The sequence below is a fragment of the Marilutibacter maris genome (genome assembly GCF_003233695.1).
Classification (GTDB): domain Bacteria; phylum Pseudomonadota; class Gammaproteobacteria; order Xanthomonadales; family Xanthomonadaceae; genus Marilutibacter; species Marilutibacter maris.
Genome location: NZ_CP029843.1, coordinates 3451585 through 3465310, shown reverse-complemented (window position 1 = coordinate 3465310; position 13726 = coordinate 3451585). Strand labels below are relative to the sequence as shown.

The following is a 13726-nucleotide window of genomic DNA, read 5'->3' as shown; positions in this document are numbered from 1 at the left end:
ACTTCCGCGTGTGATCCGGCGCCCGGGGCCCGGGACCGCTCGCAGCGCCATGCGCTGACGCGTCCGCCGCTCGTCCCGACGCCGTACTTCCGCCTCCCACGAATCACCAATCCCCCTACACGAATCCCGGAGTCATCCCATGGCAGCCAAGGAAATCCGTTTCGGTGAAGACGCGCGCGCGAAGATGCTGCGCGGCGTGAACACCCTCGCCAATGCCGTCAAGGCCACCCTCGGTCCGAAGGGCCGCAACGTCGTGCTCGACAAGAGCTTCGGCGCCCCGACCATCACCAAGGACGGCGTCTCCGTCGCCAAGGAAATCGAGCTGCAGGACAAGTTCGAGAACATGGGCGCGCAGATGGTGAAGGAAGTCGCATCCAAGACCTCCGACAACGCCGGCGACGGCACCACCACCGCCACCGTGCTGGCGCAGGCGCTGATCCGCGAGGGCATGAAGGCGGTCGCCGCCGGCATGAACCCGATGGACCTCAAGCGCGGCATCGACAAGGCCGTCACCGGCGCCGTCGATGAGCTGAAGAAGCTCAGCAAGCCGTCCTCGACCAGCAAGGAGATCGCCCAGGTCGGCGCCATCTCCGCCAACTCCGACGCCAACATCGGCGACCTGATCGCCCAGGCGATGGACAAGGTCGGCAAGGAAGGCGTGATCACCGTCGAGGACGGTTCGGGTCTGGACAACGAGCTCGACGTCGTCGAGGGCATGCAGTTCGACCGCGGCTACCTGTCGCCGTACTTCGTCAACAACCAGCAGTCGATGCAGGCCGAGCTGGACGATCCGTTCATCCTGCTGCACGACAAGAAGATCTCCAACGTGCGCGACCTGCTGCCCGTCCTCGAGGGCGTGGCCAAGGCCGGCAAGCCGCTGCTGATCATCGCCGAGGACATCGAGGGCGAGGCCCTGGCGACCCTGGTCGTCAACACCATCCGCGGCATCGTCAAGGTCTGCGCGGTCAAGGCGCCGGGCTTCGGCGATCGTCGCAAGGCGATGCTGGAGGACATGGCGATCCTGACCGGCGGCACCGTGATCTCCGAGGAAGTCGGCCTGCAGCTGGACAAGGCCACCATCAACGACCTCGGCCGCGCCAAGAAGGTGCAGGTCTCCAAGGAGAACACCACCATCATCGACGGCGCCGGCGAGACCGGTGGCATCGAGGCGCGCATCAAGCAGATCAAGGCGCAGATCGAGGAGACCTCCTCGGACTACGACCGCGAGAAGCTGCAGGAGCGCGTGGCCAAGCTGGCCGGCGGCGTGGCCGTCATCAAGGTCGGTGCCTCCACCGAGATCGAGATGAAGGAAAAGAAGGCGCGCGTCGAAGACGCCCTGCACGCGACCCGTGCGGCGGTCGAGGAAGGCATCGTGCCGGGCGGCGGCGTCGCCCTGATCCGCGCGCTGGCCGCGGTGGGCGCCGTCAAGGGCGACAACGAGGACCAGAACCACGGCATCACCATCGCCCTGCGCGCGATGGAAGCGCCGCTGCGCGAGATCGTCACCAACGCCGGCGAAGAGCCGTCGGTCATCGTCAACAAGGTCAAGGAAGGCAAGGGCAGCTTCGGCTACAACGCCGCCACCGGCGAGTTCGGCGACATGCTCGAGCTGGGCATCCTGGACCCGACCAAGGTCACCCGCACCGCGCTGCAGAACGCCGCGTCGATTGCCGGCCTGATGATCACCACCGAGGCGATGGTCGCCGAGCTTCCGAAGAAGGAAGAGCCGGCGATGCCGGCCGGCGGCGACATGGGCGGCATGGGCGGCATGGGCTTCTAAGCCGACCCGTCGACACGTTCCAACGCGTCACCCGGGCCCCCGCAGCGATGCGGGGGCTTTTTTTTGTCGCGGCAGTGGGCGCGGCTCGGGGCGGTGGCGCCACGAGGTGACGCGCGTTCACCAAACGGAATGGCGGCATCGTCGCCTTTCTTGTACCCATCGGTTCTCTTTTGCAGTGCAGCGTGCAAGCCGGTAACGCATCCTTCACGATCGGTCCCGCATCCCGACGTGGGGGAGGGAGCAAGCCCGCAACCGGTTCGACCGGGGCGGGCTTTTTAATTGCCTGCACGTTTCAATTGCCCGCAAGTTGCCTGTACCGCAGGTTGATTGCCGGCCCCGCAGGACGCGCCGGACCGAGCGCGCCGAGCGTCGGGTACGCGCCGGCCGATGCCCAGGCCCGCCCGGTCCTTCCGCGGTCGACCGCGACGGTCGCCGCCCGCTCGTGTACGCCCCGCCCCGGTCCATCGGCCCGGTCCATCGGCCCGGAGCGCTGCCCGCGCACCCGCGACGCCGCGACACGGACTTGGCCGGTCGGGGCCGATAAATGCGTGGACACCTGGACGGGGTGCTGTCCGGGGAGCTTCGGGCGGATGCCCCGGGCGGCGTGCGAACGCACGCTCATCCACCTCAGCTTCGGAGCAACCCATGAAGAACCGCACTATTTTGGCGACCGGTATTGGTCTGGCCTTGTTGGGCCTGGGCACGATGGGGTCGGCGCATGCCGGCAAGTACGTGGTGATGACCCAGGGTCAGGGATTGAACGCGACCCAGATCGAGCGCATCCAGGCCGCGGGCGGCACCATCACCGCCCAGCTGCCGCAGATCGGCGTGGCGATCGTGCAGGCGGGCGACGCCTTCGCCGCCGATGCCGGGGCGATTCCCGGCCTGCAGTCGGTCACTCGCGATGTCGAGTTGCAGTGGGACGTTCCCGAGTCCGAGGGTGCTCCGATCTCGGCCGATGCGTTCGCCAACCCGCCGGGTTCCGGCGACGACGACCGTTTCTTCGATCTGCAGTGGGGGCATGCCGCGCTCGATGCCGCCGGCGCCTGGAACGCGGGCTATCGCGGCGCCGGCGCGACGGTGGCGGTGCTCGACAGCGGTGCCTACTGCGCGCATCTGGACATCGCCCCGAACCTGATCGGCGGCGCTTCGTTCGTCGATGGCGAGAGCTACTGCAACACCAGCGGCAGCAGCCACGGCACCCACGTCGCCGGCACCATCCTGGCCGCCGACAACGCCATCGGCACGATCGGCGTGGCCCCGGAGGCCAAGCTGCTGGCGGTCAAGGTGCTCAGCTCGGCGACCGGCAGCGGCGACTTCGCCGGCATCATCCAGGGCATCGTCTGGGCGGTCGACAACGGCGCCAACGTGATCAACATGAGCCTGGGCGTGCGTGGCGGCCTGCCGCGCAGCGGCCAGGGCGCGAACGAACTCTCCGAGCTGATCAACGCGACCAAGCGGGCGATGCAGTACGCCGGCAAGAACGAGGTCCTGGTGGTGGCCTCGGCCGGCAACGACGGCCGCGACCTCGATCACGACAACAGCACGATGAGCTTCCCCGGCCAGCTGCCGGGCGTGCTGACGGTTTCGGCGCTGGCGCCGGAAGGCTGGGCGATCGATGCCGGCGTCGACCTCGACGTGCTTGCCAGCTACAGCAACTACGGCCAGTCGACGATCCATTTCGGCGCCCCCGGCGGCGATACCCGCTACCCCGGCAACGAGCTGTGCACGGTCGGTCCGGTGACCCAGGTCTGCTGGATCTTCGATGCGGTGTTCAGCACCACCTCGGTGTCCGGTGGCAGCCACTTCTACGGCTGGAATGCCGGTACCAGCATGGCCGCGCCGCACGTGAGCGGCGTCGCCGCGCTGGTGTACGGCAAGCATCCGGGCATCAAGGCCTCGCACGTGGCGACCATCCTCAAGCAGTCCGCCGACGACGTCGGCAAGCCCGGCAAGGACGACAGCGCCGGCTTCGGTCGCGTCAACGCGGCGCAGGCGGTGACGTACTGAGCGGCATCGACGCATCGCCGAAAGCCTGTTGAACACGGGGCGCCTGCGGGCGCCCCGTCTGGTTGAGGTGTCTGGTCGTGATGTCCAGCCGTGGTGGCGGTGATCGCGCGTCTGCGCGCCGGCGCCCGTGTCATCATCGCCGGATGACCCCAAGCCACCACGACGCCGCCACAGCGACGGCGCTGGACACCTGCATCGACCGCGCGATCGAACGCCTGCGCGCCAGTTCGCCCGAAGCCGCCAGCGCGCTCGCCGACCCGCAGGTCGCCGCGCGCCTGCGACGCCTGGCGGGCGCCAGCGACTTCGCGATCGAGACCCTGCGCCGACAGCCGGCGTTGCTGGAGCGATTGGCCGCCGATCCGGCCGCGCCGGCGCTGCCGATGCCGGTGCTGGACGCCGGCAACCGCGGCGACTGGGGCGCGCTGTTGCGCCGCCACCGCGCCGCCGAGTCGACCCGCCTGGTGTGGCGCGACGTGCTCGGCCTCGACGACGTCGCCGCGACCCTCGCCGGCACCACCGGCCTGGCCGAGGACTGCCTGCGGGTCGCGCTGGACGCGCTGGAGCTGGAGTTCGCCGGCCGCCATGGCATGTTCCGCGACGACGGCGGGCGGCCGCGGCGGCTGGTGGTGTTCGGCCTGGGCAAGCTCGGCGGCGGCGAGCTGAACTTCAGTTCCGACGTCGACCTCGTGTACGGCTACGACCTGGACGGGGTCGCCGATCCGCAGGCCAGCGACGGCGAGCGCCCGCTGGCGGCGGAGACCTGGTACGCCCGGCTCGGCCAGCAGTTGGCACGCCTGCTCGACGAGGTCACCGGCGACGGCTTCTGCCATCGGGTCGACCTGCGCCTGCGGCCCTACGGCAGCGCCGGCCGGGTCGCCTGGTCGTTCTCGGCGATGGAGCAGTACTTCCAGCACGAGGGCCGCGACTGGGAACGCTATGCCTGGCAGAAGGCGCGTCCGGTGGCCGGCGACATCGAGGCCGGCGAGCGCTTCCTGGTCGCGTTGCGGCCGTTCATCTACCGCCGCTATCTGGATTTCGGCGCGCTCGACGGCCTGCGCACGATGAAGGCGGCGATCGCCGCCGAGGTCGCGCGCAAGGAGCTGGCCGACGACATCAAGCGCGGGCCCGGCGGCATCCGCGAGATCGAGTTCCTGGTCCAGGCGCTGCAACTGATCCGCGGCGGCCGCGAGCCGGCGTTGCGCGGCCGCGCCCTGCTGCCGACCCTGCACGCGCTGGTCCAGGCGCGGCAGATGGAGGCCGCCGCCGCCGAGGCGCTGGAGGAGGCCTACCTGTTCCTGCGTCGGCTGGAGAACCGCCTGCAGATGCTGGCCGATGCCCAGACCCATGCGCTGCCGGAGGACCCGCTCGCCCGCGATCGCATCGCCGGCGGGCTGGATTTCGACGGCTGGGACGCGCTGCGCGAGGCGCTGGACCGCCGCCGCGAGGCGGTCGGCGCCGAGTTCGCCGCGTTGCTGGCGCCGCGCCGCAGCCAGGCGGCGCCGGATGCGCTGGCGCTGTACTGGCGCGCGCTGCCCGACGCCGGCGCGGCCGACACTCTGGTCGAGGCCGGTTTCACCGATGCGTCCTCCGACGCCGAAGAGGCCGATGGCCTGTTGCGCGACCTCGCCCGCAGCCCGGCGGTGGCGGCATTGTCGGACCGGGCGCGGGCGCGCCTGGACCGGGTCCTGCCGGCGCTGCTGCAGGGCGCTGCCCAGGCCAGCCATCCGATGCTCGCGCTGCGCCGCTTGCTGACGATGCTGCACAACATCCTGCGCCGCAGCGCCTACCTGGCCCTGCTCGACGAGCAGCCGGCGGCGCTGGCGCGCATGGTCGAAGTGGTCTCGCAAAGCGCACTGCTGGCCGAGCGCCTGGCGTTGCATCCGCTGCTGCTGGACGAGTTGCTCGACGCGCGGGTGTCGGGGCCGCTGCCGGGCCGCACCGAATTGTTCGACGCCTGCGCCGGCGTGCCCGGCGGCGGCGATGCCGAGACCGTGCTGCAGGCGCTGAACGAAGTGCGCCAGGCGCTGAGCTTCCGCATCGCGATGGCGTTCCGCGACGGCCGCCAGAGCGCCGAGGCCAGCGCCCGCCAGTTGGCCTGGCTGGCCGACGGGGTGGTCGCGCGGGTACTCGCGCTGGCCTGGCAGGAGGTCGCCGGCAATCACGGCGAGGTGCACGGCGCGCGCTTCGTGGTGCTCGGCTACGGCAGCCTCGGCGGCGAGGAACTGGGTTTCGGCTCCGATCTGGACCTGGTGTTCCTGTACGACGCCGACCCGGATGCGCCCTCGGACGGTGCCCGTCCGATCGAGGCCTCGCGCTGGTTCTCGCGGCTGGCGCAGAAGATCGTCGCCCTGCTCGGCGCGGTCACCGCCGCCGGGCGCCTGTTCGATGTCGACGTGCGGCTGCGCCCGGACGGTGCCCAGGGGCTGCTGGTGTCGAGCCTGGCCAGCTATTCGGAGTACCAGCGCGAGCGTGCCTGGACCTGGGAGCACCAGGCGCTGGTGCGGGCGCGGATGGTCGCCGGCGGCGCCGGCCTGGGCGACGATTTCGAGCGGGTGCGCGCGCAGACCCTGTCGCGCGCGCGTGACCCGGACCGGCTCGCCGACGATGTGGTCACGATGCGGCGACGGATGCGCGCCGAGCTGGATCGCAGCGATGCGGCCTCCTTCGACCTCAAGCAGGGCGAGGGCGGCCTGGTCGACCTGGAATTCCTGCTGCAGGCGATGGTGCTGCGGCATGGCCTGGAGCACCCGGCATTGCTGGAACCACGGCATACGCCGGGACTGATCGATGCCGCCCGCGAGGCCGGGGTGTTCGGCCCGGCGACGACGGCGGACCTGCACGCGGCCCATGCCTACCTGCTCGACCTGGGGCTGTCGTGCACGCTCGACCGCCGCCAGCGCCGGGCGCCGCGCGATGCCGCGCTCGATCGCGCGAGGGCGGCGATCGGTGCCGCCGCGCGCGCGCAGGGGCTGGACTTCGCGGCGGCGCCGCGCTGAGCCGGGGGGCGCTTACAATCGCGATGGCCGCGGGACCGCGGCGCCATCGCCGGCGCGCCATCGCGGCACGCAGGCGGACGCCCGCCGTGCGCTTGAGACCGTTCCCGCTGCCGACTCCGGAGGTGCGCCGTGCCCGATTTCCCCCATCTGCTGGCCTTCTCGCTGATCGCGCTGGGCATGGTGCTCACGCCGGGGCCGAACATGCTGTACCTGATCTCGCGCTCGATCAGCCAGGGGCCGGCGGCCGGGCTGGTCTCGCTGGGCGGGGTCGCGCTGGGGTTCGTGTTCTACATGGTCTGCGCCGCGCTGGGCATCACCGCGCTGGTGATGGCGGTGCCCTACGCCTACGACGCGCTGCGCATCGCCGGTGCCGCGTATCTGCTGTACCTGGCCTGGCAGGCACTGAAGCCCGGCGGCGGCTCGCCGTTCGCCACGGTCGATGCGCAGTCGCGCCGGCTGCGCCACGACAGCCCGCGCCGGTTGTTCCTGATGGGCCTGTTCACCAATCTGCTCAACCCGAAGGCGGCGGTGCTGTACCTGTCGCTGCTGCCGCAGTTCATCGAACCCGAACGCGGCAGCGTGCTGGCGCAGTCGCTGGTGCTGGGTTTCACCCAGATCGCGATCAGCCTGGCGGTCAACGCGCTGCTGGTGCTGATGGCCGGGTCGATCGCCGGCTTCCTCGCCGGTCGCCCGTTGTGGGCGCAATGGCAGCGCTGGCTGATGGGCGGCGTGCTCGGCGCACTGGCGTTGCGGATGGCGACCGAAACCCGGCGCTGAGGCCGCTGCGCCGACAGGGCGCTACAGGCCCAGTCGGCTGGCGACCTCGGCGGCGACCCGCGCGGTCTCGCGCAGTGCCTGCGCCGGGAACGGCGCCATCAGCGGGTCCAGCGGCCGCACCCGGCCGCGTCCCAGCAGGCTGTCGACGAAGCGGCGCGGGCGGCCGCCGAGGCGGTCGATGCCGGCGACGAATACCGGCGCGTCGGTCGCGCAGGCCTCCGACAGCATGTTGACCGAGTCGGCGCTGGCGACGATGCGGTCGGCCCAGCCGAGCAGGCCGGGGTAGGGGTTGCGACCGTCGTCGGCGGCACCCGGGCCCCAGACCACGCCCGGCAGCCAGCCCAGGCGCTCGCGCATCCGCGCCGCGATCGCCGGCGGCGTGCGTCGCGAGGCGGTCGCCAGCACGCTGCCGCCCTCGCGCTGGACGCAGTCGGCAACGCATTCGAACAGCGCCTCGAAGCCCGCTTCGTCGAAGTCGGCGTGCGCGCTGGGCCCGCCGATCAGCACCGCCGTGCGCGGCCCCGGCAGTTCGCCGAACGTGGCGAAGTCGCGCCGTGCCGCCGCCAGCCACAGGTCGTCGACCGGATGCAGGCTGCCGAGCAGGCGGATCACGTTGCGGCCGTGCAGGCCATCGTGCTCGGGCGCGATCACCAGGTCCCAGTGACGGGTCGATATCCTCGGATCGAGGATCTGCACGGCGGCGACGCCATGCCGGCGCAGCAGCCGGGTCGCCAGCGCCGCCTGCCGCCCGCAGCCGATCGCCAGCCCGGGCAGGGCGGCCTCACCCAGCGCCAGCGCCTGGCCGAAGCCGGGGCCGAACGCGCCGCGGCTGCCGGGCAGCCGGCGCGGCGCCAGCCAGCGCCAGGGCGCGCGCGCGTCCAGGGTCCACTCGCGCGCGGCCAGGCCCAGTGCGCCGGCCAGTGCGGTCGCCTGGCGGACATTGCCGGCGTGGCCGTCGCTGAGCGTCCACGTGGTGGTGTTTTTCGGTGTCTGGCTGTCTCTTTGTTGCACGAGTGGCGCCAATCCGTTCCGGGCGTGAAGACGGTGAGCTGATTTCCGAGACTCTACACTTGCCCTGCCCGCCGCGGACGCCTGTAACGTCCGGGCCCCATCGCCCGAAAAGGCCGATGGTCGGCCCGGCGCCTGCCCGGGCCTCATGCCGATACCACCGCAATTGGAGACCCTTGATGTCCAGGACCCTGCCCGACGCCGCCCTCGACCAGTTGTTCCGCACCGCCCGCACCCACAACGAGCTCGGCGGCGAGGTCAGCGACGACACCCTGCGCCAGCTGTACGAACTGGCCAAGTGGGGTCCGACCAGCGCCAACATGAGCCCGCTGCGGCTGGTGTTCGTGAAGTCGCCCGAGGCCAAGGCCAAGCTCGGGCCGGCCCTGGACGAGGGCAACTACGCCAAGACCATGGCCGCGCCGGTCACCGCGATCGTCGCCTTCGACCAGGATTTCCACGACAAGCTGCCGTACCTGTTCCCGCATACCGACGCCAAGAGCTGGTTCGACGGGCCGCGCGAGAACCGCCACGACGCCGCGTTCCGCAACGGCAGCCTGCAGGGCGCCTACGTGCTGCTGGCCGCGCGCGCGCTCGGCCTGGACTGCGGCCCGATGTCCGGGTTCGACAACGCCAAGGTCGACGCGGCGTTCTTCGCCGGCACCGCGATCAAGTCGAACTTCCTCATCAACCTCGGTCATGGCGACCCGGCCAAGCTGTTCCCGCGCTCGCCGCGGCTGTCGTTCGACGAGGCCGCGCGGATCCTCTGATCGCGGCGCCGTCACCCGATTCCGTCTCACGCTCACCCCCGCCCCTCCGCCCAACCTCCGATGGAGCCTGTCATGTTCAAGCAGATCGTCCTTGCCGCCGCCTTGTCGGTCGCCAGCGCCGCCACGTTCGCGGCCCCGGTCACCTACGACATCGATCCCAACCACACCGACGTGATTGCGTCCTGGAGCCATTTCGGCTTCTCGCATCCGGTCGCCCACTTCGGCGATGTCGACGGCACGATCGTCTACGACGCCGACAACGTCGGCCAGTCCTCGGTGAACGTCACCATTCCCCTGAGCGGGCTGGAGTCGCACGTGCCGGACTTCAACGACCACCTGCGCAGCGCCGATTTCTTCGACGCCGGGCAGTTCCCCGAGATCACCTTCAAGAGCAGCAAGGTCGAGGCCGCCGGCGACAGCAAGCTGCGCATCTGGGGCGAGCTGACCGTGCATGGCGTGACCAAGCAGGTGCTGCTGGACACCACCATCAACAAGTTGGGCGTGCATCCGCTGGGCAAGCGCGAGGCCGCCGGCTTCGACGCCCGCACCATGATCAAGCGCAGCGACTTCGGCGTCGGCAAGTACGCGCCCAACGTCAGCGACGAGGTCGAGATCCGGATCACCGTCGAGGCGATGGTGCCGAAGGCGGAATAAGGCAGAATCCGGGGCCCGGACATCGGGCCCCGGCGCCGCTGTCATCCCATCTCCGTCCCCCATCCCCTGCCATCACCATGATCATCGAACGTCGCTCGCAGGACCGCGGCCATGTCCAGGCCGGCTGGCTCGACAGCCGCCACACCTTCTCGTTCGGGCACTATTACGACCCGGCGTGGATGGGCTTCGGCGTGCTGCGGGTCATCAACGAGGACCGCGTCGACCCCGGCGCCGGCTTCCCGACCCATGGCCACGCCAACATGGAGATCCTCAGCTACGTGCTCGAGGGCGCGCTGGCGCACAAGGACAGCAGCGGCGGCGGTGGCGTGATCCGTCCCGGCGAACTGCAGTGGATGGGCGCCGGGCACGGCGTCGAACACAGCGAGTTCAACGCATCGAAGACCGAGCCGGTGCATTTCCTGCAGATCTGGCTGCAGCCGGACCGGGTCAACGCGGCGCCCGGCTATGCCCAGCGCGAGGCCGCGGCGGCGGTGCCTGGCGGCGGCTGGACCCTGCTGGCTTCGCCCGACGGCGCCGAGGGCAGCGTGGCGATGCGCCAGGACGCGCGCGTGTTCGAGGCCCGGCTCGATGACGGGGAGGGGGCCGAATGCGCGCTCGATCCCGCCCGCCGCTATTGGCTGCATCTGGCCCGAGGCGGCGCCCGGGTCGGTGCGCGCGAACTAAGGGCCGGCGATGCGCTGGGCTTCAGCGACGAGACCGGCGCCTTGCGGTTGCAGGCCGACGGCGAGGCCCTGGCCCTGCTGTTCGACCTGCCGGGCTGAGCCACACGACCGCCGGAAAGACCGTAGGAGCGGCGCAAGCCGCGAGGGCCTTCCCGGGAAAGCCCGGTCGCCGCTGACGCTGCGCCGGCCGATCGTCTCGAGAGCCGGCCGCGGCTGCTAGAATTGCCTCCCCCGCGACCGATTCCCCGCGACCCATGACCGCAGCCGCCAGCACCCACACCACCCAGGCCAACGCCGAGCAGCGCTACACCGTGACGCGTGCCGACCTGCCGCTGAGCTGCCCGACGCCGTCGATGGCGTTGTGGAACTCGCATCCGCGTGTCTACCTGCCGATCGAGGCCGAAGGCGAAGTGCAGTGCCCGTATTGCGGCGCGCACTTCGTGCTCGAGGGCTGAGCGGCGAGGCCGCCAGCGCCCGCCGCGCCGTCCCCGGTCCGGGTGACGGCCGCCGTGCACGATGACCGCCATGCAGGGTGAGCGCATGGACCATGCCGATGCGGGGCGGGCCGATGTGAAGCATGCCGGCGCCGGACAGGCGCGCCGGCGTCCGGGGCATCGGCGCACGGTGATGCAACTGCTGCCCGCGCTGGATTCGGGCGGAGTCGAGCGTTCGACCCTGGAAGTCGCCGAGGCGCTGGTGCGCGCCGGGCACCGCGCGCTGGTGGTGTCCGCCGGCGGCCGGCTGGTACCGCGACTGCGGGCGCTGGGCGCCGAACACCTCGAACTCGACATCGGCCGCAAGTCGCCGCTGACCCTGCTGCGCGCGCGCGCCTTGCGCCGGCTGATCGTCGAGCAGCGGGTCGACCTGGTGCACGCGCGTTCGCGGCTGCCGGCGTGGCTGGCGGTGCTGGCGCTGCGTGGGTTGCCGGACAGGGGCCGGCCGCGACTGGTAACGACCGTGCACGGCCTGAATTCGCCTTCGCGCTACTCCGCGGTGATGACCCGCGGCGAGCGGGTCGTCTGCGTGTCGGAGACGGTGCGCGACTACGTGATGCGGCACTACCCGGCCACCGACGCGGCCAGGCTGCGGGTGATTCCGCGCGGGATCGAGCCGTCGGCGTTCCCGCCCGCCGCGCATCCCGATCCGGCCGCGCGCGCCTGGGCGGCGGCCCTGCATCCGCAACTGGCAGGGGACGGCCCACTGCTGCTGTTGCCCGGCCGCGGCACCCGCTTGAAGGGGCATGCCGATGCGCTGGCGCTGCTGGCGGCGTTGCGCCGCGACGGCGACGACGTGCGTCTGTGGCTGCCCGGTGCGCGCGAACAGGGTCGTGAGGCGTACATCGCCGAGCTGGAGGCCGAAGCGGGACGACTGGGCATCACGGAAGCGGTGGCGTTCTCCGCGCCCACCGACGCGATCGCCCGTGCCTACGCGGCCAGCGATCTGGTGCTGCAGCTTTCGCGCAAACCCGAGGCGTTCGGGCGGACCGTGATCGAGGCGTTGTCCTGCGGCCGGCCGGTGCTGGGCTGGGCGCACGGCGGGGTCGGCGAGCTGTTGGCGGAGTTGCAACCGGCCGGCGCGGCGCCGCCGTTCGACACCCATGGGCTGCACAGCCGTGCGCGGACGCTGCTCGCGCAGCCCCCTGTCGCAGCCGTTACGATGTCGCGCTATACCCTGCGCGCGATGCAGGACGCCACACTTGCCGTCTATGACGAACTCCTCGACTGAAACCCGTTCCGCGACCGCACCGGCGGCGCCACACGATGCCGCGCCGGGCTGGCGCTGGGCACCGGCCTGGATCCTCGCCTATGTGGCGCTGTGGCCGGCGCCGGGCTATGCCGAGGCGATGCTGGTGCTGGGCGCCCTGGCCGCGCTGTTCCGGCTGACCGTCTCGCGCTTCCGTGGCGGCGCCGGCCTGCTCAGCCACCAGGCCTGGGCGCTGACCAGCGTGTTGTTCTTCGCCTACTGGCTGCCGGAGCTGGTGTCCTCGTTCGATGCGGTCGACGTGGGGCGCGCGCTGAAGGAGGCGGCCGGCGACCTGCGCTACCTGCCGTTCCTGTGGCTGGCGGCGTCGGCCGTGGCCGACCGTCGCGGACGCCGGATCACCTTCGGTGGACTGGCGGCGATCGTCGGCATCTGGACCGTCGACGCGCTGATCCAGGCGGCGAGCGGCACCAGCCCGCTGTTCGCCGGCATCGACGGCATCAAGCAGATGATCAGCGGACATGGCATGTGCACGGCGGAGGAGATCGCCGGTGTCGATCGCCTCAGCGGCATCCTCGGCCCCTGCAACCTCAAGCTGGGCCTGGTGCTGGCCAGCCTGTCGCCGTTCGCGCTGTATGCCGCCGGTCGCCGCTTCGGCAGCGCCGGTTGGCTGCTGGCCGCCGCCGCGGTCGGCGTGGTGGTCGTGCTGGCCGGCTCGCGCGCGTCCTGGATCACCTTCGGCCTGGTGCTGCTGTTCTCCGGCTGGCGCCTGCTGGGCTGGAAGAAGCTGCTGGGGGTATTCGCGTTCGGCGCCGCGTTGTTGCTGGTGTTGAGCCTGACCTCGCCACAGGTCAGCCAGCGGGTGGAGCGTACCCTGCACGCGCTGACCGGCGACGAGGCCGGCGTCGACACGGCCCTGTCCGGGCGTGCGCGGATCTGGGGTGCGGCCGCCTGCATGGCGCGCGCGCATCCGTTCAACGGGGTCGGCGCGCGCGGCTTCCGCGAGGCGTTCCCGGCCTGCGATCCGACCCCGGACGAGATGGCGGCCTGGGGCGAGGGCCCGGCCTTCCATGCCCATCAGCTGGTGCTGGAGGTGCTCAGCGAGACCGGCGGTTTCGGACTGCTTTTGTGGCTGGCCGGCGCCGCGCTGGCCTGGCGCGCCTGGCGCTTCGCCGGTGCCGCGGCGCGCGAGAACGCGCGTCCGGCGATGCTGGCGTTGGCGGTGACGGTGTTCCCGTTCAATACCCACCTCGCGTTCTACTCGACCTTCTGGGGCGGGCTGACCCTGCTGCTGGCCGCGCTGTATGCCGGCAGCCTGCTGGCGCGCGAGGAGGGCTGAGCGCGATCGCG

The 13726-nt window shown here is 71.4% G+C and carries 11 protein-coding genes; 10 read left to right on the top strand and 1 reads right to left on the bottom strand.

The features are described from left to right. Nucleotides 1-139 precede the first annotated feature (139 nt). The 4 genes from groL to C9I47_RS15170 all read left to right on the top strand — a co-directional run bounded on the left by groL (nucleotide 140) and on the right by C9I47_RS15170 (nucleotide 7563). Nucleotides 140-1780 carry a chaperonin GroEL gene (gene groL, locus C9I47_RS15185; protein WP_111267507.1) on the top strand — a complete coding sequence of 547 codons (1641 nt, stop codon included), beginning with the start codon at nucleotides 140-142 and terminating at the stop codon, nucleotides 1778-1780. Between the two features lie 645 nt (nucleotides 1781-2425). Next, entirely contained in the window at nucleotides 2426-3790 is a 1365-nt protein-coding gene (locus C9I47_RS15180) for a S8 family peptidase (protein WP_111267506.1), read from the top strand. 143 nt (nucleotides 3791-3933) lie between these two features. Beyond that, on the top strand, nucleotides 3934-6786 hold the full coding sequence (gene glnE / locus C9I47_RS15175) for a bifunctional [glutamate--ammonia ligase]-adenylyl-L-tyrosine phosphorylase/[glutamate--ammonia-ligase] adenylyltransferase (RefSeq protein ID WP_111267505.1): 2853 nt from the start codon (nucleotides 3934-3936) through the stop codon (nucleotides 6784-6786). Nucleotides 6787-6915: 129 nt separating this feature from the next. Further along, nucleotides 6916-7563: a LysE family translocator gene (locus C9I47_RS15170; RefSeq protein WP_111267504.1), complete on the top strand. Its 648-nt coding sequence runs from the start codon at nucleotides 6916-6918 to the stop codon at nucleotides 7561-7563. 21 nt (nucleotides 7564-7584) lie between these two features. Here the strand turns inward: C9I47_RS15170 and C9I47_RS15165 are convergent, their stop codons facing one another. Then, nucleotides 7585-8574: a mitochondrial fission ELM1 family protein gene (locus C9I47_RS15165; protein WP_223250174.1), complete on the bottom strand. Its 990-nt coding sequence runs from the start codon at nucleotides 8572-8574 to the stop codon at nucleotides 7585-7587. 176 nt (nucleotides 8575-8750) lie between these two features. On the opposite strand from C9I47_RS15165, the gene C9I47_RS15160 reads away from it, so the two are divergent. The 6 genes from C9I47_RS15160 to C9I47_RS15135 all read left to right on the top strand — a co-directional run bounded on the left by C9I47_RS15160 (nucleotide 8751) and on the right by C9I47_RS15135 (nucleotide 13715). Continuing rightward, nucleotides 8751-9338: a malonic semialdehyde reductase gene (locus C9I47_RS15160; RefSeq protein ID WP_111267502.1), complete on the top strand. Its 588-nt coding sequence runs from the start codon at nucleotides 8751-8753 to the stop codon at nucleotides 9336-9338. A gap of 72 nt (nucleotides 9339-9410) precedes the next feature. Further along, on the top strand, nucleotides 9411-9992 hold the full coding sequence (locus C9I47_RS15155) for a YceI family protein (protein WP_223250173.1): 582 nt from the start codon (nucleotides 9411-9413) through the stop codon (nucleotides 9990-9992). A 77-nt stretch (nucleotides 9993-10069) separates the two neighbouring features. Further along, nucleotides 10070-10774 carry a pirin family protein gene (locus C9I47_RS15150; RefSeq protein WP_111267500.1) on the top strand — a complete coding sequence of 235 codons (705 nt, stop codon included), beginning with the start codon at nucleotides 10070-10072 and terminating at the stop codon, nucleotides 10772-10774. Between the two features lie 155 nt (nucleotides 10775-10929). After that, nucleotides 10930-11130, top strand: coding sequence for a zinc-finger domain-containing protein (locus C9I47_RS15145; protein ID WP_111267499.1), 201 nt, complete (start codon nucleotides 10930-10932; stop codon nucleotides 11128-11130). Between the two features lie 172 nt (nucleotides 11131-11302). Further along, nucleotides 11303-12400: a glycosyltransferase gene (locus C9I47_RS15140; protein WP_223250392.1), complete on the top strand. Its 1098-nt coding sequence runs from the start codon at nucleotides 11303-11305 to the stop codon at nucleotides 12398-12400. After that, nucleotides 12381-13715 (top strand): O-antigen ligase family protein, encoded by a 1335-nt coding sequence (locus C9I47_RS15135; RefSeq protein ID WP_111267497.1) that lies wholly within the window; start codon nucleotides 12381-12383, stop codon nucleotides 13713-13715. The genes C9I47_RS15140 and C9I47_RS15135 overlap by 20 nt, the downstream gene beginning before the upstream one ends. Nucleotides 13716-13726: the final 11 nt, after the last annotated feature.

Excerpts from the sequence above, each read along its gene's own strand:
- C9I47_RS15145 (WP_111267499.1), top strand. The coding sequence starts at position 10,930 with ATGACCGCAGCCGCCAGCACCCACACCACCCAGGCCAACGCCGAGCAG.
- C9I47_RS15135 (WP_111267497.1), top strand. The coding sequence starts at position 12,381 with ATGACGAACTCCTCGACTGAAACCCGTTCCGCGACCGCACCGGCGGCG.
- groL (WP_111267507.1), top strand. The coding sequence starts at position 140 with ATGGCAGCCAAGGAAATCCGTTTCGGTGAAGACGCGCGCGCGAAGATG.
- C9I47_RS15160 (WP_111267502.1), top strand. The coding sequence starts at position 8,751 with ATGTCCAGGACCCTGCCCGACGCCGCCCTCGACCAGTTGTTCCGCACC.
- C9I47_RS15155 (WP_223250173.1), top strand. The coding sequence starts at position 9,411 with ATGTTCAAGCAGATCGTCCTTGCCGCCGCCTTGTCGGTCGCCAGCGCC.
- C9I47_RS15140 (WP_223250392.1), top strand. The coding sequence starts at position 11,303 with ATGCAACTGCTGCCCGCGCTGGATTCGGGCGGAGTCGAGCGTTCGACC.
- C9I47_RS15180 (WP_111267506.1), top strand. The coding sequence starts at position 2,426 with ATGAAGAACCGCACTATTTTGGCGACCGGTATTGGTCTGGCCTTGTTG.
- C9I47_RS15150 (WP_111267500.1), top strand. The coding sequence starts at position 10,070 with ATGATCATCGAACGTCGCTCGCAGGACCGCGGCCATGTCCAGGCCGGC.
- glnE (WP_111267505.1), top strand. The coding sequence starts at position 3,934 with ATGACCCCAAGCCACCACGACGCCGCCACAGCGACGGCGCTGGACACC.